The 22,356-nt window shown below is 61.7% G+C and carries 24 protein-coding genes, 1 tRNA gene and 3 pseudogenes; 19 read left to right on the top strand and 9 right to left on the bottom strand.

All coding sequences use genetic code 11. The features are described 5' to 3' along the window. Nucleotides 1-93 precede the first annotated feature (93 nt). Nucleotides 94-1,182 (bottom strand): asparaginase, encoded by a 1,089-nt coding sequence (locus JOE27_RS01220; RefSeq protein WP_046787182.1) that lies wholly within the window; start codon nt 1,180-1,182, stop codon nt 94-96. 341 nt (nt 1,183-1,523) lie between these two features. Between JOE27_RS01220 and JOE27_RS01225 the strand changes: the two genes are divergently transcribed. The 7 genes from JOE27_RS01225 to JOE27_RS01255 all read left to right on the top strand — a co-directional run bounded on the left by JOE27_RS01225 (nt 1,524) and on the right by JOE27_RS01255 (nt 8,482). Then, the gene (locus JOE27_RS01225) at nt 1,524-2,480 is read left to right on the top strand and encodes a sugar ABC transporter substrate-binding protein (RefSeq protein WP_046787181.1); all 957 of its coding nucleotides are present in this window, start codon (nt 1,524-1,526) and stop codon (nt 2,478-2,480) included. An 18-nt stretch (nt 2,481-2,498) separates the two neighbouring features. Beyond that, nucleotides 2,499-4,052: a sugar ABC transporter ATP-binding protein gene (locus JOE27_RS01230; RefSeq protein ID WP_204917616.1), complete on the top strand. Its 1,554-nt coding sequence runs from the start codon at nt 2,499-2,501 to the stop codon at nt 4,050-4,052. Beyond that, complete coding sequence (locus JOE27_RS01235; RefSeq protein ID WP_204917618.1) at nt 4,049-5,044, top strand: ABC transporter permease; 996 nt, start codon at nt 4,049-4,051, stop codon at nt 5,042-5,044. Before JOE27_RS01230 ends, JOE27_RS01235 begins: the two co-directional genes overlap by 4 nt. 4 nt (nt 5,045-5,048) lie before the next feature. Beyond that, the gene (locus JOE27_RS01240; protein WP_125923344.1) at nt 5,049-6,071 is read left to right on the top strand and encodes a LacI family DNA-binding transcriptional regulator; all 1,023 of its coding nucleotides are present in this window, start codon (nt 5,049-5,051) and stop codon (nt 6,069-6,071) included. Nucleotides 6,072-6,080: 9 nt separating this feature from the next. Next, complete coding sequence (gene rbsK, locus JOE27_RS01245) at nt 6,081-6,989, top strand: ribokinase (RefSeq protein ID WP_204917621.1); 909 nt, start codon at nt 6,081-6,083, stop codon at nt 6,987-6,989. Further along, complete coding sequence (rbsD, locus tag JOE27_RS01250) at nt 6,986-7,384, top strand: D-ribose pyranase (protein WP_012313857.1); 399 nt, start codon at nt 6,986-6,988, stop codon at nt 7,382-7,384. Before rbsK ends, rbsD begins: the two co-directional genes overlap by 4 nt. A 90-nt stretch (nt 7,385-7,474) precedes the next feature. After that, nucleotides 7,475-8,482 carry a nucleoside hydrolase gene (locus JOE27_RS01255; RefSeq protein WP_115275253.1) on the top strand — a complete coding sequence of 336 codons (1,008 nt, stop codon included), beginning with the start codon at nt 7,475-7,477 and terminating at the stop codon, nt 8,480-8,482. On the opposite strand, the gene JOE27_RS01260 is transcribed toward JOE27_RS01255, so the two are convergent. Further along, on the bottom strand, nt 8,454-8,666 hold the full coding sequence (locus JOE27_RS01260; protein ID WP_012313859.1) for a hypothetical protein: 213 nt from the start codon (nt 8,664-8,666) through the stop codon (nt 8,454-8,456). The genes JOE27_RS01255 and JOE27_RS01260 overlap by 29 nt on opposite strands. Before the next feature lie 285 nt (nt 8,667-8,951). Here JOE27_RS01260 and JOE27_RS01265 point away from each other — a divergent pair, with 285 nt between their 5' ends. Continuing rightward, nucleotides 8,952-9,272, top strand: a complete 321-nt coding sequence (locus JOE27_RS01265; protein ID WP_046787175.1) for an I78 family peptidase inhibitor — start codon at nt 8,952-8,954, stop codon at nt 9,270-9,272. Between the two features lie 316 nt (nt 9,273-9,588). Here the strand turns inward: JOE27_RS01265 and JOE27_RS01270 are convergent, their stop codons facing one another. Together JOE27_RS01270 and JOE27_RS01275 are read right to left on the bottom strand one after the other, a co-directional pair. Next, a complete protein-coding gene (locus JOE27_RS01270; RefSeq protein WP_012313861.1) occupies nt 9,589-9,801 on the bottom strand; it encodes a cold-shock protein in 213 nt (70 codons plus the stop codon). A gap of 159 nt (nt 9,802-9,960) precedes the next feature. Beyond that, nucleotides 9,961-10,263, bottom strand: a complete 303-nt coding sequence (locus JOE27_RS01275; protein ID WP_115275249.1) for a hypothetical protein — start codon at nt 10,261-10,263, stop codon at nt 9,961-9,963. 335 nt (nt 10,264-10,598) lie between these two features. Between JOE27_RS01275 and thrS the strand changes: the two genes are divergently transcribed. The 9 genes from thrS to JOE27_RS01320 all read left to right on the top strand — a co-directional run bounded on the left by thrS (nt 10,599) and on the right by JOE27_RS01320 (nt 18,071). Continuing rightward, a complete protein-coding gene (thrS, locus tag JOE27_RS01280) occupies nt 10,599-12,521 on the top strand; it encodes a threonine--tRNA ligase (RefSeq protein WP_046787173.1) in 1,923 nt (640 codons plus the stop codon). Continuing rightward, on the top strand, nt 12,521-13,072 hold the full coding sequence (infC, locus tag JOE27_RS01285) for a translation initiation factor IF-3 (protein WP_174141673.1): 552 nt from the start codon (nt 12,521-12,523) through the stop codon (nt 13,070-13,072). The genes thrS and infC overlap by 1 nt, the downstream gene beginning before the upstream one ends. A gap of 60 nt (nt 13,073-13,132) precedes the next feature. Then, complete coding sequence (gene rpmI / locus JOE27_RS01290) at nt 13,133-13,327, top strand: 50S ribosomal protein L35 (protein ID WP_012313865.1); 195 nt, start codon at nt 13,133-13,135, stop codon at nt 13,325-13,327. Between the two features lie 28 nt (nt 13,328-13,355). After that, nucleotides 13,356-13,712, top strand: a complete 357-nt coding sequence (rplT, locus tag JOE27_RS01295) for a 50S ribosomal protein L20 (protein WP_003250671.1) — start codon at nt 13,356-13,358, stop codon at nt 13,710-13,712. Nucleotides 13,713-13,822: 110 nt separating this feature from the next. Beyond that, nucleotides 13,823-14,839: a phenylalanine--tRNA ligase subunit alpha gene (gene pheS / locus JOE27_RS01300; protein WP_046787172.1), complete on the top strand. Its 1,017-nt coding sequence runs from the start codon at nt 13,823-13,825 to the stop codon at nt 14,837-14,839. A gap of 31 nt (nt 14,840-14,870) precedes the next feature. After that, complete coding sequence (gene pheT, locus JOE27_RS01305) at nt 14,871-17,252, top strand: phenylalanine--tRNA ligase subunit beta (protein ID WP_204917623.1); 2,382 nt, start codon at nt 14,871-14,873, stop codon at nt 17,250-17,252. A gap of 4 nt (nt 17,253-17,256) precedes the next feature. Further along, complete coding sequence (gene ihfA / locus JOE27_RS01310; RefSeq protein WP_003250679.1) at nt 17,257-17,559, top strand: integration host factor subunit alpha; 303 nt, start codon at nt 17,257-17,259, stop codon at nt 17,557-17,559. Continuing rightward, complete coding sequence (locus JOE27_RS01315; RefSeq protein WP_008100384.1) at nt 17,540-17,896, top strand: MerR family transcriptional regulator; 357 nt, start codon at nt 17,540-17,542, stop codon at nt 17,894-17,896. Before ihfA ends, JOE27_RS01315 begins: the two co-directional genes overlap by 20 nt. Before the next feature lie 98 nt (nt 17,897-17,994). Further along, nucleotides 17,995-18,071: transfer RNA gene (locus JOE27_RS01320), tRNA-Pro, on the top strand. A 79-nt stretch (nt 18,072-18,150) separates the two neighbouring features. Here the strand turns inward: JOE27_RS01320 and JOE27_RS24960 are convergent. From JOE27_RS24960 to JOE27_RS01330, 4 genes and pseudogenes are all read right to left on the bottom strand, one after another. Further along, nucleotides 18,151-19,314 (bottom strand): annotated as a pseudogene (locus JOE27_RS24960) (tyrosine-type recombinase/integrase). Then, entirely contained in the window at nt 19,200-19,604 is a 405-nt protein-coding gene (locus tag JOE27_RS24735; protein ID WP_239539270.1) for a hypothetical protein, read from the bottom strand. The pseudogene JOE27_RS24960 and the gene JOE27_RS24735 overlap by 115 nt, the downstream one beginning before the upstream one ends. A 250-nt stretch (nt 19,605-19,854) precedes the next feature. Continuing rightward, nucleotides 19,855-19,950, bottom strand: a pseudogene (locus tag JOE27_RS24740) (SAM-dependent methyltransferase); the annotation flags it as partial. 1 nt (nt 19,951) lies between these two features. Then, nucleotides 19,952-20,629 (bottom strand): annotated as a pseudogene (locus tag JOE27_RS01330) (phosphoadenosine phosphosulfate reductase family protein); the annotation flags it as partial. 220 nt (nt 20,630-20,849) lie between these two features. Here JOE27_RS01330 and JOE27_RS01335 point away from each other — a divergent pair. Together JOE27_RS01335 and JOE27_RS01340 are read left to right on the top strand one after the other, a co-directional pair. Then, nucleotides 20,850-21,170 carry a hypothetical protein gene (locus JOE27_RS01335; RefSeq protein WP_196997915.1) on the top strand — a complete coding sequence of 107 codons (321 nt, stop codon included), beginning with the start codon at nt 20,850-20,852 and terminating at the stop codon, nt 21,168-21,170. A gap of 400 nt (nt 21,171-21,570) precedes the next feature. Further along, nucleotides 21,571-21,744 carry a hypothetical protein gene (locus tag JOE27_RS01340; RefSeq protein ID WP_196997916.1) on the top strand — a complete coding sequence of 58 codons (174 nt, stop codon included), beginning with the start codon at nt 21,571-21,573 and terminating at the stop codon, nt 21,742-21,744. Nucleotides 21,745-21,833: 89 nt separating this feature from the next. On the opposite strand, the gene JOE27_RS01345 is transcribed toward JOE27_RS01340, so the two are convergent. Then, complete coding sequence (locus tag JOE27_RS01345) at nt 21,834-22,253, bottom strand: hypothetical protein (RefSeq protein ID WP_196997917.1); 420 nt, start codon at nt 22,251-22,253, stop codon at nt 21,834-21,836. Between the last annotated feature and the right edge of the window lie 103 nt (nt 22,254-22,356).

Below are 22,356 nucleotides of genomic sequence, written 5' to 3' on the forward strand. Positions count from 1 at the left end.
AAAGCGGAGGGCTGTGGGTGGCCGATCCGTGGCGAGTTAAACCGCGAAAAAGGGCCGGTGTAGCCACCACACCAGCCCCTTGTCATGCAGCAATCAGTATTCCCAGAAAATCCGCTGCAGCTCTTTGCTGTCCTGGGTCTTGGTCATTGCCACCATGGCCAGGATCCGCGCCTTCTGTGGGTTCAGGTCGTGCGCCACAACCCAATCGTTCTTGTCATCCGGCTGCTCGGCGTTGCGCAGCACGAAACCGCCCTGGTTGACGTGCGACGAGCGGATGATCTGCACGCCATCCTTGCGCAGCTCCTGCAGTGCCGGCACCACGCGCGACGACACCGAACCGTTGCCGGTACCGGCATGAATCAGCGCTTTCGCGCCGTTCTGTGCCAGTGCCTTGTAGGCCGTGTCGGTCACGTTGCCATAGCCGTAGGCGATGTCGACCTGCGGCAGGCTGCTGATCTGCTTGATGTCGAATTCCGAGTTGACGGTGTGACGCTTGGCCGGCAGGCGGAACCAGTACGATTTGCCTTCCACCACCATGCCCATCGGGCCCCAGGCGCTCTTGAACGCTTCGGTCTTGATGTTGACCGCCTTGCTCACGTCGCGGCCTGACTGGATCTCGTCGTTCATGGTCACCAGTACGCCCTTGCCGCGGGACTGCTTGTCGCTGGCCACGGCCACGGCGTTGTACAGGTTGAGCATGCCATCGGCCGACATGGCGGTGCCCGGGCGCATGGAGCCCACCACCACGATCGGCTTGTCGGTCTTCTCTACCAGGTTGAGGAAGTAGGCGGTTTCTTCCAGGGTGTCGGTGCCGTGGGTGATGACGATGCCGTCGACGTCCTTGCTTTCGGCAAGTTCGGCGACGCGCTTGCCCAGCTTGAGCAGGTCGTCATTGCTGATGCTTTCGGAGGCGATCTGCATCACTTGCTCGCCGCGCACGTTGGCAATGCCGGCAAGCTCCGGCACGCCGGCGATCAACTTGTCGATGCCCAGCTTGGCCGCTTGGTACGTGGCACTGTTGGCAGCACTTGCACCGGCGCCGGCAATGGTGCCGCCGGTTGCGAGGATGACCACGTTGGCCAGCTTCTGTTGGGTTTGGGCTTCTTTCGCCGAAGCAGCGGTTGGCAGGATAAGCAGCAACGCCAGGGCGCTGGGTGCGAAGGTCTTCAGTGCAGCATTCATATTATTGTTCTCTCTTCCTAAAGGAGATTTTGCTGTGTCGCACAGGGTGCAAGGCAGTTTTCGTACCATCCTTGGTAGGGCGCTGTAATTTCCTGTATGCCGCTGTGGCTGTGGGCCGGGCTTGACCTGAAGAGCGCGCAGGCGGCCCCTCGAATTCGGCAATCCGAACAAACATAGGAAAACCTGTTCGGTTTTTCGGAAGAATCCAAGATAATCTGCGCCAGAAGCAACGCAGCCCCCGGCAGCGAAACGGATTTGACAAAACCTCATCCTGTTTCCATAGTTAGCCAACGCAAACGTTTGCGATCCGATAAAAACCACAAGATTCGGAGTCATCTCCCATGAAACTGCCGTTCCCCGGTCGTCTGCTGGCGCTCGCCGTCATTTCCTCGCTGTCGCTTGCCCTGCCTCTGTCCGCCGCCCATGCCGAAGACAAACCCAAGGTCGCCCTGGTGATGAAGTCGCTGGCCAACGAATTCTTCCGCACCATGGAAGACGGCGCCAAGGCCTACCAGAAAGACCACGCCAACGAATTCGACCTGGTGGCCAATGGCATCAAGGACGAGACCGACACCGGCAACCAGATCCGCATCGTCGAACAGATGATCGCCACCGGCGCCAAGGCGCTGGTCATCGCACCGGCCGACTCCAAAGCCCTGGTGCCAGTGATCAAGAAGGCCATGGACGCCGGCATCACGGTGGTCAACATCGACAACCGCCTGGACCCCGACGTACTCAAGAGCAAGAACCTCAGCGTCCCCTTTGTCGGCCCCGACAACCGCAAGGGCGCCCGTCTGGTGGGTGACTACCTGGCCAAGGAAAAGCTCAAGGCCGGTGACCAGGTCGGCATCATCGAAGGCGTGCCGACCACCACCAATGCCCAGCAGCGTACCGCCGGCTTCAAGGACGCCATGGAGGCGGCGCAGATGAAGATCGTCTCGGTGCAATCGGGCAACTGGGAAATCGACAAAGGCAACGCCGTCGCCGCCGCCATGCTCAACGAGTACCCCGACCTCAAGGCGCTGCTGGCCGGTAACGACAGCATGGCCCTGGGCGCTGTCTCGGCCGTGCGCGCCGCCGGCAAGACCGGCCAGGTGCAAGTGGTGGGCTACGACAACATCAACGCCATCAAGCCCATGCTCAAGGATGGCCGCGTGCTTGCCACCCTCGACCAGGCGGCCAGCCAGCAGGCGGTGTACGGCATTCAGGCGGCATTGCAGATGCTCCAGGGCCAGAAGCCGAACGTGGACGCCGACAACGTCATCCAGACCCCGGTCGAACTCATCACCAAGCCTTGACGGCCAGGAGACATGGCCATGCCTGTAACGGCCAATGAAGTGCTGCTCGCTGCCAGCGGCCTGGGCAAGAGCTACGCGCAACCGGTGCTGGGCGACGTCAGCCTGGCCCTGCGCGCCGGCGAAGTGCTGGCCCTGACCGGCGAGAACGGCGCTGGCAAGAGCACCCTGTCCAAGCTCATCAGCGGCCTGGAAACGCCCACCACCGGGCACATGACTTTCCGCGGCCAGGCCTATGCGCCTGGCAGCCGTAGCGCCGCCGAGCGCCTTGGCGTGCGCATGGTCATGCAGGAGCTCAACCTGCTGCCGACCCTGACCGTGGCCGAAAACCTGTTCCTCGACAACCTGCCCAGCCGCTTCGGCTGGATCAGCCAGAAGCGCCTGCGCCAACTGGCCACGGCCGCCATGGCACAGGTTGGTCTGGACGCCATCGACCCGGACACCCCGGTGGGCGAACTGGGCATCGGCCACCAGCAGATGGTGGAGATCGCCCGCAACCTGATCGGCGACTGCCATGTGCTGATCTTCGACGAACCCACCGCCATGCTCACCGCCCGCGAGGTGGAGCTGCTGTTCACCCAGATCGAGCGCCTGCGCCAGCGCGGCGTGGCCATCGTCTACATCTCCCACCGCCTTGAAGAACTCCAGCGTGTGGCGCAGCGCATCGTGGTGCTGCGCGACGGCAAGCTGGTGTGCGACGAGCCGATCCAGCGCTACAGCAGCGCCGAACTGGTCAACCTGATGGTCGGCCGCGAGCTGGGCGAACACATCGACCTGGGCCGCCGGCAGATCGGCGCGCCGTTGCTCAAGGTCGACCGGCTGTGCCGCGGCGACAAGGTGCGTGACGTGTCGCTGCAGGTCAGGGCAGGGGAGATCTTCGGTATCTCCGGGCTGATTGGTGCCGGGCGCACCGAGCTGCTGCGCCTGATCTTCGGCGCCGACCGCGCCGACAGCGGCAGCATCGAAATCGGCCAGCCACTCACGGCGGTGAACATCGACTCGCCCAAGGCGGCGGTCAAGGCCGGTATCGCCCTGATCACCGAAGACCGCAAGGGCGAAGGCCTGCTGCTGACGCAATCGATCAGCGCCAACATCGCCTTGGGCAACCTCGCCGCGCTGTCCCGCGCCGGGGTGGTCGACGGCGACGCCGAAAAGGCCCTGGCCGAGCGCCAGATCAATGCCATGCGCATTCGCAGCGCCAATGCCGCCCAGGCGGTCGGCGAACTGTCCGGTGGCAACCAGCAAAAGGTGGTGATCGGCCGCTGGCTGGAGCGTGACTGCCAAGTGTTGCTGTTCGACGAACCCACCCGCGGCATCGACGTGGGCGCCAAGTTCGACATCTATGGCTTGCTGGCCGAGCTGGCACGCCAGGGCAAGGCCCTGGTGGTGGTGTCCAGCGACCTGCGCGAGCTGATGCTGATCTGCGACCGTATTGCCGTGCTGTCGGCCGGCCGCCTGATCGACACCTTCGAGCGCGACCACTGGAGCCAGGACCAGCTCCTTGCCGCCGCTTTCGCCGGCTACCAGAAACGTGACGCCCTGCTGCACGACGCAGCGCCCAGGATGGATGCATGAAAACCACACCTCTCGACACACTGGCCGGCGCCCCCGCGCGCCGCAGCGGCACCTACTTCGGCCTCGGCACCTACCTGGGCCTGGCGGGCGCCTTGCTGGCCATGATCGTGCTGTTCTCGTTGCTCAGCAGCCACTTCTGGTCGTACGCCACCTTCAGCACCCTCGCCAACCAGATCCCCGACCTGATGGTGCTGGCCGTGGGCATGACCTTCGTGCTGATCATCGGCGGCATCGACCTGTCTGTGGGGTCGGTGCTGGCGCTGGCGGCATCGGCAGTCAGCGTGGCCATCCTCGGCTGGGGTTGGAGCGTGCTGCCGGCCGCCTTGCTCGGCATGGCTGTCGCCGCACTTGCCGGCAGCATCACCGGTGCAGTCACGGTGGCCTGGCGCATCCCGTCGTTCATCGTCTCGCTGGGCGTGCTGGAAATGGCCCGCGGCTTGGCCTACCAGTTCACCGACTCGCGCACCGCCTACATCGGCGATGCCTACGCCTGGTTCTCCAACCCGATCGCCTACGGTATCTCGCCGGCCTTCATCATTGCCTTGCTGGTGATCATCCTCGCCCAGCTGGTGCTGACCCGCACCGTGTTCGGCCGCCACCTGATCGGCATCGGCACCAACGAAGAGGCCGTGCGCCTGGCCGGCATCGATCCGCGCCCCTACAAGGTGCTGGTGTTTGCCCTGATGGGCCTGCTGGCAGGCTTGGCCGCGCTGTTCCAGATTTCCCGCCTGGAAGCCGCCGACCCCAATGCCGGCGCCGGCTTGGAACTGCAGGTGATCGCCGCCGTGGTGATCGGCGGCACCAGCCTGATGGGTGGGCGCGGCTCGGTCATCAGTACTTTCTTCGGTGTGTTGATCATCTCGGTGCTGGCCGCAGGCCTTGCACAGATCGGCGCCTCAGAACCCACCAAACGCATCATCACCGGGGCGGTCATCGTCATCGCCGTGGTGCTCGACACCTACCGTAGCCGGCGAGCAGGCCGGCGGAACTGAAAACATGGCAACCATCAAAGACGTCGCGGCACTCGCGGGCATTTCCTACACCACAGTGTCCCATGTACTGAACAAGACCCGCCCGGTCAGCGAACAGGTGCGGCTGAAGGTCGAAGCGGCCATCGTCGAGCTCGACTACGTGCCCAGCGCCGTGGCGCGTTCGCTCAAGGCACGCACGACGGCCACCATCGGGCTGCTGGTGCCCAACAGCGTCAACCCCTACTTTGCCGAGCTGGCGCGCGGCATTGAAGATGCCTGCGAGCGCAACGGCTATTGCGTGATCCTGTGCAACTCCGATGACAACCCGCAGAAGCAACGCAGCTACCTGCGCGTGCTGCTGGAAAAACGCATCGACGGCCTGGTGGTGGCGTCGGTGGGCGAGGACAGCGACCTGCTGCAGAGCCTGGCCTGCGTGCGCACGCCGATGGTCATCGTCGACCGCGCGCTGGAAGGCGTGGACGCCGACCTGGTGCGCATCGACCACGAGCAGGGCGCGTACCTGGCCACCCAGCACCTGCTGGAGCTTGGCCATCGCGACATCGCCTATATCGGCGGCCCGGCTGCGACCGGGGTCAGCCAGCTGCGCCTGGCCGGCTTCCACCGCGCCATGGCCGAGGCGCAGGTAGCCGTGCAGGGGGCGCACATCCTGCAATGCGACTTCACCAGCCCAGGCGGCCATGCGGCGGCCGCGCAGCTGCTCGACGGCCAGCGGCCCACGGCGATTTTCGCCGGCAACGACATGATCGGCTTCGGCGTGCTGCGTGCGGCTGCCGAGCGCAACATCAACGTGCCGGGCGAGCTGTCGGTGATCGGCTTCGACGACATCGAGCTGAGCCGCTACGTGTACCCACCGCTGACCACCGTCGGCCAGTCGATCCGCGAGCTCGGCGAAAGTGCAGCGGCGCTGTTGCTGTCACGTATCGCTACGCCCCGCCGCGATGGCGCAGAGCAACGCATCGTCGCCCCGCGCATCGTGCTGCGCGAGTCCACCGGGCCGCGCCCGGACCTGTTCAATGATTACCGCTAAGGAATGCCCATGAGTGCCAAGGTAGTGGTGGTCGGTAGCCTCAACATGGACCTGGTGGCCCGCGCCGAGCGGCTGCCACGTGCAGGCGAAACATTGGCCGGCGAAAGCTTTTTCACCGTGCCGGGGGGCAAGGGCGCCAACCAGGCGGTGGCCGCAGCACGCCTGGGCGCAAGCGTGGCCATGATCGGCAACGTCGGCGCTGACGCCTACGGCCAGCAGTTGCGCCAGGCCCTGGAAGTGGAGGGTATCGATTGCCAGGCGGTGAGCGAGTGCCCAGGCGTCTCCAGTGGGGTGGCGCTGATTACCGTGGATGCCGCCAGCCAGAACTGCATCGTCATCATCCCCGGCGGCAACGGCCAGCTTACCCCGGCAAGCGTGCAGCGTTTCGACGCGCTGCTGCAGGCTGCCGAGGTGATCATCTGCCAGCTCGAAGTGCCTGCCGACACCGTGGCCTGGGCCTTGGCGAGGGGGCGTGAGCTGGGCAAGACGGTGATCCTCAACCCGGCCCCGGCCACCGGCCCGTTGCCCGCGCAGTGGTTCGCCCATATCGATTACCTCATCCCCAACGAAAGCGAGGCCGAGGCGCTGGCCGGTAAGCCGGTCAACGACCTGGCCAGCGCCCGCCGTGCCGGCGAGCGCCTGCTGCAACTGGGCGCCGGCAAGGTCATCGTCACCCTTGGTGCGCAGGGCGCGGTGTTCGTCAGCCGAGATGGCAGCCGGCACTTCCCGGCGCCGCAGGTCAAAGCGCTCGACACCACGGCAGCGGGCGACACCTTTGTCGGCGGTTTTGCAGCCGCGCTGGTGCGCGGCCTGGAGGAGGGCGAAGCGATCACCTTCGGCCAGCGCGCTGCGGCGCTGTCCGTCACCCGCGCCGGTGCACAGCCTTCGATCCCGACCCTGGCGGAGGTGGCCCCATGAAAAAGACCGCGCTGCTCAATATTGCCCTGTCGCGCACCATTGCCGGGCTGGGCCATGGCGATATCCTAGTGATCGGCGATGCCGGGTTGCCCGTGCCGCCGGGGGTCGAACTGATCGACCTGGCCTTGACGCCGGGCATTCCCGACTTCGCCAGCGTGCTGCGCGCTGTGCTCAGCGAGATGCAGGTGGAGCGCCATGTGCTGGCCGAAGAGATGCAGAAGGTCGTGCCGCCCGGCCTGGTCGAGATCGAGCGTCTGCGCGGCAAGCTCGGCAAGCGTGAATGGCTGAGCCATGAGCAATTCAAGGTGTTGTCGCGCAGTGCGCGCGCCGTGGTGCGTACCGGCGAGTGCCAGCCCTACAGCAACATCGCCCTCATAGCTGGCGTAACCTTCTAGTTCCCAGTCCAGTCTGTGGGGGGCGGCTTGCCGGCGATGGGCCGCCAAGCGGCCCCGACCGCTTCACCACCAAGGCAACAGGAGTGCCCCATGCTCAAACCTCTGCTACAAGGACTCGCCCTCATGGCCGCAGCCGCCACCACCACGCTCCAGGCCGCACCCCGCGACCTGATCATCGACACCGACCCCGGCGCCGACGATGTGGTCGCACTGTTCCTGGCCATGGCCTCGCCGGACGAACTCAATATCCGCGCCATCACCACCGTCGCCGGCAACGTGCGCCTCGACAAAACCTCGCGCAACGCCCGCCTGGCCCGCGAGTGGGCCGGCCGCGAAGACATCCCGGTGTACGCCGGGGCAGGGCGCCCGCTGGTGCGCACGCCCATCTACGCTGCCGAAGTGCATGGCGAAGAAGGCCTGACCGGTGTCCCGGTGCATGAACCGAAAAAGCCCCTGGCCCCGGGCAATGCCGTGCAGTACCTGGTCGATACGCTCGGCGCTGCCGAACCCCGCAGCATCACCGTGGCCATGCTCGGCCCACAGACCAACCTGGCCCTGGCTCTGATCCAGCGCCCGGACATCGCCAAAGGCATCAAAGAGGTGGTGGTGATGGGCGGCGCCCACTTCAACGGCGGCAACATCACCCCGGCGGCAGAATTCAACCTCTACGCCGACCCGCACGCTGCCGAGGTGGTGCTGGCCAGTGGCGTGCCACTGACCTACCTGCCACTGGACGTCACCCACAAACTGCTCACCAGTGACGCCCGCCTCAAGCAGCTGGCAGCCGTGAACAACCAGGCCAGCAAGCGCGTGGTGGACATCCTCAATGCGTACATCAAGCACGATATGGACTTGTACGCCATGCCCGGCGGCCCGGTACATGACGCCAGTGTCATTGCTTATCTGCTCAAGCCCGAGCTGTTCGGCGGGCGGCGCATCCACATGAGCGTCGACAGCCGCGAGGGCCCGACCTTCGGCCAGACCGTCGCCGACTGGTACGGCGTGCTCAAGCAGCCGGCCAACGTGATGTGGGTGGGCGAGGGCGATGCCCAGGGCTTTTTCGACCTGCTCAGCGCGCGCCTGGCTCGATTGCAATAGCGGCGTGCGGTGCGTAGCGCTCGAACACCTGGTCGATGAAGTTGCGCGCCGCCTCGCTGCCCAGGTCGCGCACAAGCAGGTCCAGGGCGATCAATACCAGCTCTTCTGGCGTGCTGGGGCTGTAGGCGCTCTGGCCCTCCGCCCATTTGACCTTGATGTCGGCGTCGATGCTGTGGTGGCTCATGAAAGGCTCTCGTTTGGGCCTGTGGCGGAGGGGCGAACACCTGACCCTGGTGTTCGCAGCAGGCACTGTGCCTGCACTTCTTAAAGTAAATCATCACTTTGCGTCAATGGCTCTTCGACTTAAGAATAAAAAGCCTGCCCAAGCAAACCAACTGCGTGGTGCAAAATCCGGTCACGATTGCCTTTCGCCATGCGCGGTGAGTTCGGGCAGACTTGTGCGGTTTTGCAACGAATTCTGGGTGGAACTGTCGGAACAGGCAGTTCCCAGATCTATTTAGGAGGATTCATGTTCCGTACCCGTGCTTCCCTGGCAACCTTGCTGGTCGCTGCTGTGCTGGCTGGTTGCAGCACTGGTGGCAGCTCTGGCGGCGGCAGCGCCCCGGCTGCAGCTGCAGGCAACGACGGGCGCTGCGAGGCCAGCGGTGCCGATTTCGCCATTGGCAAGCAAGGCAGTGCCGACCTGCTCGAGCAGGCGCGCAAGGCCAGTGGCTCACAGATTGCCCGTATTCTCAAGCCACATGACATGGTGACCCTGGAGTACCGCTCCGAGCGCCTCAACCTGAATGTGGACGAGCAGGGCAAGGTGACACGCGTCAACTGCGGTTGATGCAGCCCCTACGAGGTGCAGGCCTGTGCTGCCCTGGTAAATGCCCATGCATCTATTGATGAAGCCTCAGCCTTCTCATCTGTCGGCGATAATGCAGCTCCAAATACGGCACGCCCCCCCGTAGGAGCGGCCTTGTGTCGCGAAAGGGCTGCGAAGCGGCCCCAGGTTTCTAGCTCCGCCGCATGAAATGCCTGGGGCCGCTTTGCGGCCCTTTCGCGACACAAGGCCGCTCCTACGAAGGGCAGGCGTATGCTGCCCTGGCAAACGCCCATAAAAAAACCCGCCACAAGGGCGGGTTTTTTTACAGCTATCCGAATTACTCCGGACGAACCTGCGCAGCCTGCATACCCTTCTGGCCTTTTTCGGCAACGAAGGAAACAGTCTGGCCTTCTTTCAGGCTCTTGAAGCCGTCGGATTCGATGGCTTTGAAGTGAACGAACAGGTCGTCGCCGCCGCCTGCTGGGGTGATGAAGCCGTAGCCTTTCTCATCATTGAACCATTTGACGGTGCCTTGTTGGCGATTGGACATGGGTGAATCTCCAGAACATTTAATTTTCAGTGGTGCAATGTGGCCGAGGCTACGGAGCACGGACACCATAATAGTCTAATTCTGCGCCTGTAGCGTCTTTTACCTTCGCAGGATGCTGATCCAGGGCAAATAAAGCCCGGAAAGCCCTCTGCGCATGGCTCATTTCGGCTTGCAGGCCGCTTGCACGACGGTCTGTGCCTTCTGCATCAGCTTGGCGTCAACGCCGTCATTGCTGTCCAGGTCTTCGATCTCCTTATCAGTGAAATTATCTTTGATGGCTTGCGCGCCGCACGAACAATGCTTGTCTGCAGTTGCAGCGTCGACACCTTGACCTTGCGCCACCTGTTTGCATTGCGTCATGTAGGCACCCTCCTTGCCGGCAGGGAAGTTGCCAGCGGTGGCTGCCATGGGCAGCAGCAGGGCGCCAGCGGCCGCCAGGGCCAGAAGAGACGGAACTCGCATAACCAGACACTCCTTGGGTTAAGGTCTCATCAAGAGTAGGTTGCTTCCCAAAGTCTGATAGGAAATTTTCCGTGTAAGTTCACCGCTACCGCGTAATTTCCAAATATTTCTGCGCTGCCATGCAACCCCCGTGCTAGCATGCCCGGCTTGCACCTGCACACGTGCAGCGTGCAACTATCTTTTTACTTTCCAGTCACTCAGGTCCCCCTGGCAAGCCGAAAGGCTCCTGCCACTGTGAGGCAGGCTTCCTTCAAGGAAGGCAGGTCGGATCTTGTACTGGCTCATCCCAACCCATGTGACCTTTGGTAGGGGTCACCACTAGGAGAGGAGGCGCCATGCCCACTATTACTCTTCCCGATGGCAGTCAACGCGCGTTCGATCACGCGGTATCCGTAGCCGATGTCGCCGCTTCGATCGGTGCCGGCCTGGCCAAGGCCACCGTTGCCGGCAAAGTCGACGGCAAGCTGGTCGACGCCTGCGAGCTGATCACCCACGACGCCACCCTGCAGATCATCACCCCTAAAGATGAAGAGGGACTGGAGATCATCCGTCACTCGTGCGCCCACCTTGTAGGCCACGCAGTGAAACAGCTGTACCCGACCGCCAAGATGGTCATCGGCCCGGTCATCGACGAAGGCTTCTATTACGACATCGCCTACGAGCGCCCCTTCACCCCTGAAGACTTGGTCGCCATCGAAAAGCGCATGCAGCAGCTGATCGAAAAAGACTACGACGTCATCAAGAAGATGACCCCGCGCGCCGAAGTCATCGACGTGTTCAAGGCCCGTGGCGAAGACTACAAGCTGCGCCTGGTCGAGGACATGCCCGACGAGCAGGCCATGGGCCTGTACTACCACGAAGAATACGTCGACATGTGCCGTGGCCCGCACGTGCCGAACACCCGTTTCCTCAAGGCATTCAAGCTGACCAAGCTGTCCGGCGCCTACTGGCGTGGCGATGCCAAGAACGAGCAGCTGCAGCGCGTGTACGGTACCGCCTGGGCTGACAAGAAGCAGCTGGCTGCCTACATCCAGCGCATCGAAGAAGCCGAAAAACGCGACCACCGCAAGATCGGCAAGCAGCTCGACCTGTTCCACCTGCAGGAAGAAGCGCCGGGCATGGTGTTCTGGCACGCCAACGGCTGGACCGTCTACCAGGTGCTCGAGCAGTACATGCGCCAGGTCCAGCGCGAAAACGGCTACTCGGAAATCAAGACCCCGCAAGTCGTCGACCGCATCCTCTGGGAGCGTTCCGGCCACTGGTCCAACTACGCCGAAAACATGTTCACCACTTCGTCGGAAAGCCGTGATTACGCGGTCAAGCCGATGAACTGCCCGTGCCACGTGCAGGTGTTCAACCAGGGCCTGAAGTCGTACCGCGACCTGCCACTACGCCTGGCCGAATTCGGTGCCTGCCACCGTAACGAGCCGTCCGGCGCCCTGCACGGCATCATGCGCGTACGTGGCTTCGTGCAGGACGACGCGCACATCTTCTGCACCGAAGACCAGGTGAAGAAAGAAGCCGCCGACTTCATCAAGCTGACCCTGGACGTGTACAAGGACTTCGGTTTCACCGACGTCGCCATGAAGCTCTCCACCCGCCCCGCCAAGCGCGTGGGTTCCGAAGAGCTGTGGGACCGCGCCGAAGGTGCACTGGCCGACGCCCTGAACGAATCCGGCCTGGAATGGGAATACCAGCCAGGTGAAGGTGCCTTCTACGGCCCGAAAATCGAATTCACCCTGCGCGACTGCCTGGGCCGTAACTGGCAGTGTGGTACCCTGCAGTACGACCCGAACCTGCCAGAGCGCCTGGACGCCAGCTACATCGCCGAAGACAACGCGCGCAAGCGCCCGGTGATGCTGCACCGCGCCATCCTCGGCTCGTTCGAACGCTTCATCGGCATGCTCATCGAGCACTATGCCGGCGTGTTCCCGGCGTGGCTGGCACCGACCCAGGCCGTGATCATGAACATCACCGACAAACAGGCCGATTTCGCCCTTCAGGTTGAGAAATCTCTGAACGGTAGCGGTTTCCGTGCCAAGTCGGACTTGAGAAATGAGAAGATCGGCTTTAAAATCCGCGAGCATACTTTGCTCAAGGTCCCGTACCTTTTGGTTATAGGGGACCGCGAAGTCGAAACGCAAACCGTCGCTGTGCGTACTCGCGAAGGTGCAGACCTGGGCTCCATGCCCGTCGCCCAGTTCGTTGAGCTTCTGACACATGCGGTTTCCCGGCGTGGTCGCCAAGAATCGGAGTAATGACTATTAAGCGTGAAATGAGAAACGATAAACGTGCTGCACCGAAGGCCCCGATCAACGAGAATATCTCGGCCCGCGAGGTTCGGTTAATTGGCGCAGACGGCGAGCAGGTTGGCATCGTCTCGATTGATGAAGCGCTGCGTATCGCTGATGAAGCGAAGCTGGACCTGGTTGAAATCTCTGCAGACGCGTTACCGCCTGTCTGCAAGGTCATGGACTACGGCAAGCACCTCTTCGAAAAGAAGAAGCAGGCTAACGAAGCCAAGAAAAACCAGAAGCAGATCCAGATCAAAGAAATCAAGTTTCGTCCAGGGACGGAGGATGGGGATTACCAGGTAAAACTACGCAACCTGGTACGTTTCCTTACCGATGGGGACAAGGCCAAGATCTCTCTGAGATTCCGTGGTCGTGAGATGGCCCACCAGGAGCTGGGCATGGAGCTGTTGAAGCGGGTTGAAGCTGACCTCGCCGAATACGGCACCGTTGAGCAGCATCCGAAGATGGAAGGACGCCAGCTTATGATGGTCATCGCCCCCAAGAAAAAGAAGTAATCTCCCGGGCACGGCAGGCCTGATGATTATGTGTAATTTTATCGAATGCGGAGTTCCAACATGCCAAAAATGAAAACCAAGAGCGGTGCTGCAAAGCGCTTCCTGAAGACCGCTACCGGCTTCAAGCACAAGCACGCTTTCAAGAGCCACATCCTGACCAAAATGTCGACCAAGCGTAAGCGTCAACTGCGTGGTAGCAGCTTGCTGCACCCGTCTGACGTCGCGAAAGTCGCGCGCATGCTGCGCGTTCGTTAATTCTGGTCAAAGATAGAGGAAGTTACTCATGGCTCGTGTAAAGCGCGGCGTTATCGCTCGTAAGCGTCACAAAAAAATTCTGAAGCTGGCTAAAGGTTACTACGGTGCACGCTCGCGCGTATTCCGCGTAGCCAAGCAGGCAGTCATCAAGGCAGGCCAATACGCCTACCGCGACCGTCGCCAGAAGAAGCGTCAGTTCCGCGCACTGTGGATCGCTCGTATCAACGCCGGTGCCCGCACCAACGGTCTGTCTTACAGCCGTCTGATTGCTGGCCTGAAAAAGGCGTCGATCGAAATCGACCGTAAGGTTCTGGCTGACCTGGCAGTGAACGAAAAAGCGGCGTTTGCTGCAATTGTCGAGAAAGCTAAAGCCGTTCTGGCTTAAGTACCCACGACAATCATCCGGCAGCGTTCTGCGCTGTCGGGTGTAAAACGTCATCGATAGGGGAAGAGCCTTCAAAGCTCTTCCCCTATTTTCGTATCTGGAGTCTGTACATGGAAAACCTGGACGCGCTGGTCTCCCAAGCCCTTGAGGCCGTGGAGCGCGCTGAAGACATCAATGCCCTGGAACAGATCCGGGTTCAGTATCTTGGCAAAAAAGGCGAACTGACCCAGGTGATGAAGACCCTGGGCAACCTGCCAGCCGAAGAGCGCCCGAAAGTCGGCGCGCTGATCAATGACGCCAAAGAGCGCGTCACCGAAGTGCTCAACGCACGCAAGGCAGCCTTTGAAGAAGCCGAACTCAGCGCTCGCCTGGCCGCCGAATGCATTGATGTGACCCTGCCAGGCCGTGGCCAGGCCACCGGTGGCCTGCACCCGATCACCCGTACCCTCGAACGCATCGAGCAGTTCTTCACCCATATCGGCTACGGCATCGCCGAAGGCCCCGAGGTCGAAGACGACTACCACAACTTCGAAGCGCTCAACATCCCCGGCCACCACCCAGCCCGGGCGATGCACGACACCTTCTACTTCAATGCCAACATGCTGCTGCGCACCCACACCTCGCCGGTGCAGGTGCGGACCATGGAGTCCACCCAGCCGCCAATCCGCATTGTGTGCCCGGGCCGCGTTTACCGCTGCGACTCGGATATCACCCACTCGCCGATGTTCCACCAGGTCGAAGGCCTGCTGATCGATCGCGACATCAACTTTGCCGACCTCAAGGGCACCATCGAAGAGTTCCTGCGCGTGTTCTTCGAAAAAGAACTGGCCGTGCGCTTCCGCCCGTCGTTCTTCCCCTTCACCGAGCCGTCCGCCGAAGTCGATATCCAGTGCGTGATGTGTTCCGGCCAAGGCTGCCGCGTGTGCAAGCAAACCGGCTGGCTGGAAGTGCTGGGCTGCGGCATGGTGCACCCGGACGTGCTGCGCATGTCCGGCATCGACCCTGAAGAATTCCAGGGCTTCGCCTTCGGCATGGGCGCCGAGCGCCTGGCCATGCTGCGCTACGGCGTCAACGATTTGCGTCTGTTCTTCGACAACGACCTGCGGTTCTTAGCCCAATTCCGCTAGGCCCAATCGACGCAACTTTCAGGAGAACAGCATGAAATTCAGTGAACAGTGGCTGCGCGGTTGGGTAAACCCGCAAGTCTCCCGTGACGAACTGGTCGCCCGCCTTTCCATGGCCGGCCTTGAAGTCGACAGCGTAACCCCCGCTGCCGGCCAGTTCAGCGGCATCGTCGTGGGCGAAATCCTCGCCACCGAACAACACCCTGACGCCGACAAACTGCGCGTCTGCCAGGTCAGCAACGGCCAGGAAACCTTCCAGGTCGTCTGCGGCGCCCCCAATGCGCGCCAGGGCATCAAAATCCCGTTCGCCATGATCGGCGCCGAACTGCCGGGCGACTTCAAGATCAAGAAGGCCAAGCTGCGCGGCGTCGAGTCGTTCGGCATGCTGTGCTCGGCAGCAGAGCTGCAGATCAGCGAAGAAAACGACGGCCTGCTCGAACTGGCTGCCGACGCCCCGGTAGGCGAAGACATTCGCCAGTACCTGAACCTGGACGACGCCAGCATCGAAATCGGCCTGACCCCCAACCGCGGTGACTGCCTATCGCTGGCTGGCCTGGCCCGCGACGTCAGCGCCCTGTACAACGTCCCGGTCACCCGCCCGGTGGTACCGGCCGTACCGGCTGCCCACGACGAAGTGCGCCCGGTCGAAGTCAGCGCCCCGGCCGTGTGCCCACGCTACCTGGGCCGCGTCATCCGCAACGTCGACCTCAGCAAGCCCACCCCGCTGTGGATGGTTGAACGCCTTCGCCGCAGCGACGTGCGCAGCATCGACGCCGCCGTCGACATCACCAACTACGTGATGCTCGAACTCGGCCAGCCGATGCACGCCTTCGACCTCGCCGAAATCAACGGCGGCATCCGCGTACGCATGGCCGAAGAGGGCGAGAAGCTGGTGCTGCTCGACGGCCAGGAAGTCGCCCTGCGCGCCGACACCCTGGTCATCGCCGACCACACCCGCGCCCTGGCCATTGCCGGCGTGATGGGTGGCGAGCACAGCGGCGTCAACACCGAAAAAACCCGCGACCTGTTCCTCGAAAGCGCCTTCTTCGAGCCGATCGCCGTTGCCGGCAAGGCCCGTTCCTACGGCCTGCACACCGACGCCTCGCACCGCTACGAGCGCGGCGTCGACTCGCAACTGGCCCGCGAAGCCATGGAGCGCGCTACCGCACTGGTGCTGGAAATTGTCGGCGGCGAAGCCGGCCCCATCATCGAAGCCGTCAGCGAACAGCACCTGCCGCAAGTCGCCCCGGTGACCCTGCGCGCCGAACGCATCACCCAGATGCTCGGCATGGAGCTGCAGGCCGCCCAGGTCGAGCAGATGCTCAACGCCCTGGAGCTGACCACCACGGCCAACGGGGCAGGGGAGTGGACCGTCAAGGTGCCAAGCCACCGCTTCGACATCAGCCTGGAAGTCGACCTGATCGAAGAGCTGGCCCGCCTGTACGGCTACAACAGCCTGCCTGTGCGTTACCCACAAGCGCGCCTGGCGCCCAAGGCCAACCCGGAAACCCGCGGTGAGCTGCCCAACCTGCGCCGCCTGCTGGTCGCCCGCGGCTACCAGGAAGCCATCACCTACAGCTTCATCGACCCGAAGCTGTTCGAGCTGTTCACCCCAGACGTAGAGCCGCTGCTGCTGGCCAACCCCATCTCCAGCGACATGGCCGCCATGCGCGCCTCGCTGTGGCCGGGCTTGGTCAAAGCCATGCAGCACAACCTCAACCGCCAGCAAGACCGCGTGCGCCTGTTCGAAAGCGGCCTGCGCTTCGTCGGCCAGTTGGGTGACCTGAAGCAGCAGCCCATGATCGCCGGCGTTGTCACCGGCAGCCGCCTGCCAGAAGGCTGGGCCAACGGCCGTGACAGCATCGACTTCTTCGACGTGAAAGCAGACGTCGAAGCCCTGCTGGGCTACTCGGGCGCCCTGAGCGACTTCACCTTCGCCGCCGGCAAACACCCCGCCCTGCACCCAGGCCAGACCGCTGTCATCCAGCGCGACGGCAAGGAAGTCGGCTACCTCGGCGCCCTGCACCCGGAAGTTGCCAAGGCCCTGGGCCTGGACCGCCCGGTGTACGTCTTCGAGCTGGTGTTGGGTGATGTGGTCGAAGGCCGCCTGCCGAAATTCAGCGAACTCTCCAAGTTCCCGGAAACCCGTCGCGACCTGGCCCTGATCGCTGGCCGCGACGTGGCCGCCAGCGCCGTGCTTGAAGTAATTCGTGACAATGCAGGCGAATGGCTCACAGACCTCAGGCTGTTTGACGTCTACCAGGGTAAAGGTATTGATCCTGATAGAAAAAGCCTGGCCGTCGGCTTGACCTGGCAGCATCCATCGCGCACTCTTAACGACGATGAGGTGAACACTACCCTGCAAAACATCCTCACCTCGCTTGAACAAAGGTTGAACACCACGTTAAGGAAATAACGGCATGGGTGCTCTGACGAAAGCTGAGATGGCCGAAAGGCTGTACGAGGAGCTGGGGCTTAACAAGCGTGAGGCCAAGGAGTTGGTCGAGCTGTTTTTTGAAGAAATTCGGCACGCACTTGAAGAGAACGAGCAGGTCAAGTTGTCCGGTTTCGGCAACTTCGACCTTCGCGACAAACGCCAGCGGCCGGGCCGCAACCCCAAAACAGGGGAAGAGATCCCGATCACCGCACGGCGCGTCGTCACCTTTCGTCCAGGGCAGAAGTTGAAGGCCCGGGTTGAGGCCTATGCTGGAACCAAGCCATAACGACGAACTGCCCCCCATACCGGGCAAACGCTACTTCACCATTGGTGAAGTCAGCGAGTTGTGTGCCGTAAAGCCACACGTGCTGCGGTATTGGGAGCAGGAGTTCCCTCAGCTCAACCCCGTGAAGCGGCGGGGCAATCGGCGGTATTACCAGCGCCAAGACGTGCTGATGATCCGCCAGATTCGCGCGCTGCTTTATGACCAGGGGTTCACCATTGGCGGGGCGCGGTTGCGGCTCTCCAGTGATGAGGTGAAGGATGAGTCAAGCCAGTACAAGCAGCTGATTCGGCAGATGATTGTTGAGTTGGAGGATGTGCTGGTGGTGTTGAAGAAGTGAGCTTGAGCCGATGAATGGAAATTTTTTAAAAAAAGCTTTCATTTATCAAAAGGTTAGGGTAGATTTCTCATCGTTCTCAGATGTTATGAGAATGTAGTCGGGGCGTAGCGCAGCCCGGTAGCGCACTTGCATGGGGTGCAAGGGGTCGAGTGTTCGAATCACTCCGTCCCGACCAATAATCCCAATGACTTAGGCCATTTCCGCAAGGAGTGGCCTTTTTCATGTGCGTGACTTTTGCGTGACTTCTCAGGTTTTTACGCCTGTCTCCTCTTCAGAATTGTCAGCACCGGCCCACGCGAGTCCGTCGCTGAAACTTTGTTTGCCGCCTCTCTCAACTGCCCCAGCTCCGCGCCAGAATAGTGACTGGTTACACTTCCGTTTTTGTGGCCAAGAAGCGACTTCCGATCTTCCTCTGTTACACCCGCTGCTTTCAGGCGCCTGCCGAAAGTGTGTTTGAGATCATGCACGCGAATGGAAGCGAACCCGGGGTGTGCCGGCCGCAAGTGTTGCTCCTGCCAGAGCTTTGCTGCGCGCACCCTCGCTTTCTTCCAAGCCGAGTCGTTCATCCTGTGCATTCCGGTACCGTTGTACGGGAACACCCACTCCCGGCTGATCCCTCGCTGCCCGTCGATGATCGACTTGGCCACGCTGTTCAGCACCACCAGACGATCGTCCCGGTTTTTCACGCCTGAGTTCTCGTGCCGGCCACCGAAGTCGGCAGGTATCAGGAACACGCTGGTGCCCAACTCGGGCACCGAGATCTCCCAATCCCACCTCAGTTTGCAGACCTCCTGCTCCCGGCAGCCCGTGTTCACCTTGAACAGGGCCATTCGCTGTAGGTGGTCCGGCAACTCCCCGAAGAGAATCGATTGCTCATCCCACGACATAGGGTAGGGCTTTCGACTGGATCTCTTCTCCTCCAGCTTGGCCAGCAGCGGAATGCTGTCGAGCCAGGGCCTGCGCTCTTCATCCCGCCATTTCCGGCAAGCCAGCGACAGCACGCGAATCACCCGCTCGATTGCGATGTTCACCGTCCGGTTGCTGACGGCCTTCCTCACTTTCCCATTCGGCAAGTCTTCGTCCGTCTGCCGGTCCCGAATGAACGGGGCCAGTGCCTGGTCGTCGATATGTGTCAGAGGCAAATCACCCAGGTATGGGTCGAGCTGTTGCAGGCACAGGGCGGTCAGCTTGATAGACGGCTGATCTTTGTGCTCGAGCAGATACCTGGTGGCTGCCTCCCGAAACGTCCGAACCTATCGAACGCCATAGACCTTGCGCTGGCGGATCTGCTCCAGGCGGTGAATCAGGTACTTTTCTGCTTCTGCCCGGTCACCAACTCCAGTGCTTTCGTAAAGTCTCTCGCCGTTGATCCTCTTGTCGATGTGCCAGATGCCGTTCCTTTGGGAAAGGCCTGTGATTGTCTTTCGCGCCATCCCTTATCTCCTGATGGGCGCTCGCTGCCGGGTGATTGTCGTCCCTGAGCGCCTTCTTTCGCAATTGCCATGGCCTGGATGTAGTCGTTCACCCAGGCGTCCAGTTCTTCTCGGTCAAAGCCGATGCCGCGCTCCCCGATGGGAAACTCGCTCACATGCGGCCTGACGGTCTTGTTGAATTCAGATCGGCACATGCCGAGGTATTGGGGTGCATCGCCTGCGCGGATGATGCGCGGCTGAATGCGTGCGGCCGGTGCCGCGCTGGCGTTTGCCATGTAGGTCTCCACGCCGCCGGTGGCGGCAGGTTGGTGGTCAGGCTGCTGGCGCAGGGCTGACGATGTAGTAGCTGGTGCACTTACAGCGTTGGCACACCATGGTGCTGGCGCCTTTGAGCCACTTGCAGGGCGCAAGCACGCGCTCGCTCTCCTTGTGCTGGTTGCGGCACCGGGAGCACTTCACTGTGATATCGGACACGGGACATCCTCGCCCACGCATGTCGGCGGGCTTAAGTAGTAGGGGCAGGGGTTAGGCTGAAGCGTGGCGCTTCATGAAGGTGATCCAGTGCGTCCTTTCGCGCTTGCCGGACTTGTGGCCAAACAGGGGTTTTTCATCCGTTACCGCGGCTGCGGTCGCTGGCAATGATCAAGTAGACCTGGTTCAGTGGCTTGAGGAAGCAAAGGTAACAATTGCCCTCCAGCGTCCGGCCGTTGAAGGTGGGCAGCATCAGGTCGAATGGCTGGACAGCCCAGAAGGCGGTCAGGTCCTGAACGCCGGCGCCGGCATCCGCCAGAGGCATGATCATCGTGGCGTGCTTGCTCTCGCTGGTGCTGCCCCTATTCCGGATCTTCACGACCCTGCGCGGTTCGTCGGCGCGGATTCCGGTCATCATGTCTACCGGCTCCTCCTCCGTCGACGGGCCCAGGCTGCGCAGGTACTTATGGATGATCCGAATCTTCAGGTCGATGGTGCAGAACCTGGTTACCGGGTTCTGCAGGTACTTGCGCTTGCGGATGAGTGCCTCGAACGGTTCGTCGTCCCGGCTGCAGGTGTCGAAGTCCACCACGGCAAAGCCCAACTCATCGTCGCGATATTCTAACCAGGTGATCGGTACCGCCCAGCGCTCAGCACACTCACGGACGAACTCCAGGGTTGCGGGGTGCTCCTTGCCGGTGTTGGCGAAAAGCACGAGCAGGTCGCTCAGATCATCGTTGTGGTCGAGCACCTGGCGCAGCATGTAGGCGCTGGTGCGGCCGCCTGAAAAGCTCAGGACGGTCTTGCCGTGCAGGCGGTACGGAGACATAGGCGTTCCTCGCCGGGGTGGCGTGATTCGTTGAATAGGAGTGTTATGCTTTGACGCTTACTAGGCAGGGAGAGCTGTGATGGGGCCGTGGGAACCAGTCAGAGCGTTTGGCTCACGATTAGCGGCGACGAAAACACGAACTGCATCATTCGCAGGGCTCGCGATTTGGATAGTTTTCCTGCGGTACGGAGAGCCATCTACGTCATTGGTCACGTTTTCCATGCCGCTCGGAATTGCACTATTTGCCATGGGACCACTGGAACTAATTCCAGGTCATTGGTACAGGCTAAATTTCTTCGTCAATGCCATGGCCACCTGCTTATTTTTTGCCAGCATGATGTTCGCGGTGGTGGCAATTGCTTTTGAACTTCCTTTGAGCAAGAGCGAAGGATCGATCTTTTGCCTTGTCTGCTGGGCTTTACTGCTGGTTGCTTTCTATAGCGCGCTCCCTTGGATGAAGCGATCGCCTTTTCACCGATTAAGCGAGAATCGTTTGGCGTACAGTCCCCCGGAAGATATGCGAAAAGCTAAGCAGGAATGAGGTTTGATACAGGTTAATCCCGGGGGAGGGGAAGGCGCTGGCGGGCAGCGCCGTCTGGGTGAATGCGGCAGCCCAGTGATATGCTTCGCCGCTTACCAAACAAGGAGAGTGGTAATGAAGTTGCGGGAAAGTCATAAGGCGTTTCAGGCGTGGTTCACGCCGAAGCGCAGGAGGAGAGCGGGCGGAGCGTTGCTTGCAATCTGGGCTGTTGGGATCTGCTTATACCCTGGCAACCACTGGATCTACGTGTTGATTCCCGGAATCATGTGGTTCATGAGCGCTTGGCCTCCCGGGCTTCACGACAAGAGTTGAGGCGCTGGCGGGCAGCACGTGGTGTCAGGTTTTGCGGCGCGCATCGATCTTTAGTATAACGCCCGGCCATTTCACAGGAAGGAACCTCATGAAACGCACAATCATTAGCGCCATGCTTGTCGCCGTTACTGCGCTGTCACTCAGTGGCTGCTTCGAGTCCGAAGCTGAGAAACAGGCCAAAATCGAAGAGCAGAAGTCCAAGGACTTTTTTGATATGGGTGGCCCTACCGACCGGAGCAAGAGCAAGGGTTACGTACCGTGAGCCGAAGGCTTCCGTAGGGTCTCAACGCCGCCGAACTCAAGGCGGCGGTTTTGTTTGTGCGGGAGGCTTTGGCGGGCGGCGCCGGAGGGTCAAGCGGCAGCGCGAACTTTGAAACTCAGCATGGCGGTGGCGTCGTCGTTGAAGCACTCGGCCAGTTCCTGGTACACCCTGTACTTGGCCTGACTGCGTGTCGCCGCCCACACGCGCTGCACGTAATGGCGGGCATCGCCAAGCATGTACCTGACGTCATCCCAGTCGTACGTGCCGTTTGTGAGCACCTCCCACTGTTTGAGCGGCAGCGTTTCGGCCATCTCGCCGTACTGCATCTCCCAAGTTGGGTGGTAGTTGCGAATGCGCTTCTTCGGGTCACTGTCGAGGATGACGCCGATGTAATGGCCGCGGTAGGCCATGATCACTCCCGGCTCGCCGTTGGCGATGATGACGCGACGTCCGATCTCGGCCGGTACGTCGTAATGGCGGCGAACGTAGTCACAGTTGTAGTTGCTCATGGTTTTCTCCATGCATGCGCCGCCCTACGTGCTGGTGGCGGCATGGTGGCAATTTGGTTTGGGATGGGGGATTACGGGTCACCGGCATGGGGCCGAATAGCGA

The organism is Pseudomonas sp. M5 (genome assembly GCF_016907075.1).
In the GTDB taxonomy this organism is placed as follows: domain Bacteria; phylum Pseudomonadota; class Gammaproteobacteria; order Pseudomonadales; family Pseudomonadaceae; genus Aquipseudomonas; species Aquipseudomonas putida_E.

Coding starts and splice junctions, on each gene's coding strand:
- JOE27_RS01220 (WP_046787182.1), bottom strand. CDS start 1,182: ATGAATGCTGCACTGAAGACCTTCGCACCCAGCGCCCTGGCGTTGCTG.
- JOE27_RS01225 (WP_046787181.1), top strand. CDS start 1,524: ATGAAACTGCCGTTCCCCGGTCGTCTGCTGGCGCTCGCCGTCATTTCC.
- JOE27_RS01230 (WP_204917616.1), top strand. CDS start 2,499: ATGCCTGTAACGGCCAATGAAGTGCTGCTCGCTGCCAGCGGCCTGGGC.
- JOE27_RS01235 (WP_204917618.1), top strand. CDS start 4,049: ATGAAAACCACACCTCTCGACACACTGGCCGGCGCCCCCGCGCGCCGC.
- JOE27_RS01240 (WP_125923344.1), top strand. CDS start 5,049: ATGGCAACCATCAAAGACGTCGCGGCACTCGCGGGCATTTCCTACACC.
- rbsK (WP_204917621.1), top strand. CDS start 6,081: ATGAGTGCCAAGGTAGTGGTGGTCGGTAGCCTCAACATGGACCTGGTG.
- rbsD (WP_012313857.1), top strand. CDS start 6,986: ATGAAAAAGACCGCGCTGCTCAATATTGCCCTGTCGCGCACCATTGCC.
- JOE27_RS01255 (WP_115275253.1), top strand. CDS start 7,475: ATGCTCAAACCTCTGCTACAAGGACTCGCCCTCATGGCCGCAGCCGCC.
- JOE27_RS01260 (WP_012313859.1), bottom strand. CDS start 8,666: ATGAGCCACCACAGCATCGACGCCGACATCAAGGTCAAATGGGCGGAG.
- JOE27_RS01265 (WP_046787175.1), top strand. CDS start 8,952: ATGTTCCGTACCCGTGCTTCCCTGGCAACCTTGCTGGTCGCTGCTGTG.
- JOE27_RS01270 (WP_012313861.1), bottom strand. CDS start 9,801: ATGTCCAATCGCCAACAAGGCACCGTCAAATGGTTCAATGATGAGAAA.
- JOE27_RS01275 (WP_115275249.1), bottom strand. CDS start 10,263: ATGCGAGTTCCGTCTCTTCTGGCCCTGGCGGCCGCTGGCGCCCTGCTG.
- thrS (WP_046787173.1), top strand. CDS start 10,599: ATGCCCACTATTACTCTTCCCGATGGCAGTCAACGCGCGTTCGATCAC.
- infC (WP_174141673.1), top strand. CDS start 12,521: ATGACTATTAAGCGTGAAATGAGAAACGATAAACGTGCTGCACCGAAG.
- rpmI (WP_012313865.1), top strand. CDS start 13,133: ATGCCAAAAATGAAAACCAAGAGCGGTGCTGCAAAGCGCTTCCTGAAG.
- rplT (WP_003250671.1), top strand. CDS start 13,356: ATGGCTCGTGTAAAGCGCGGCGTTATCGCTCGTAAGCGTCACAAAAAA.
- pheS (WP_046787172.1), top strand. CDS start 13,823: ATGGAAAACCTGGACGCGCTGGTCTCCCAAGCCCTTGAGGCCGTGGAG.
- pheT (WP_204917623.1), top strand. CDS start 14,871: ATGAAATTCAGTGAACAGTGGCTGCGCGGTTGGGTAAACCCGCAAGTC.
- ihfA (WP_003250679.1), top strand. CDS start 17,257: ATGGGTGCTCTGACGAAAGCTGAGATGGCCGAAAGGCTGTACGAGGAG.
- JOE27_RS01315 (WP_008100384.1), top strand. CDS start 17,540: ATGCTGGAACCAAGCCATAACGACGAACTGCCCCCCATACCGGGCAAA.
- JOE27_RS24735 (WP_239539270.1), bottom strand. CDS start 19,604: ATGGCAAACGCCAGCGCGGCACCGGCCGCACGCATTCAGCCGCGCATC.
- JOE27_RS01335 (WP_196997915.1), top strand. CDS start 20,850: ATGCCGCTCGGAATTGCACTATTTGCCATGGGACCACTGGAACTAATT.
- JOE27_RS01340 (WP_196997916.1), top strand. CDS start 21,571: ATGAAACGCACAATCATTAGCGCCATGCTTGTCGCCGTTACTGCGCTG.
- JOE27_RS01345 (WP_196997917.1), bottom strand. CDS start 22,253: ATGAGCAACTACAACTGTGACTACGTTCGCCGCCATTACGACGTACCG.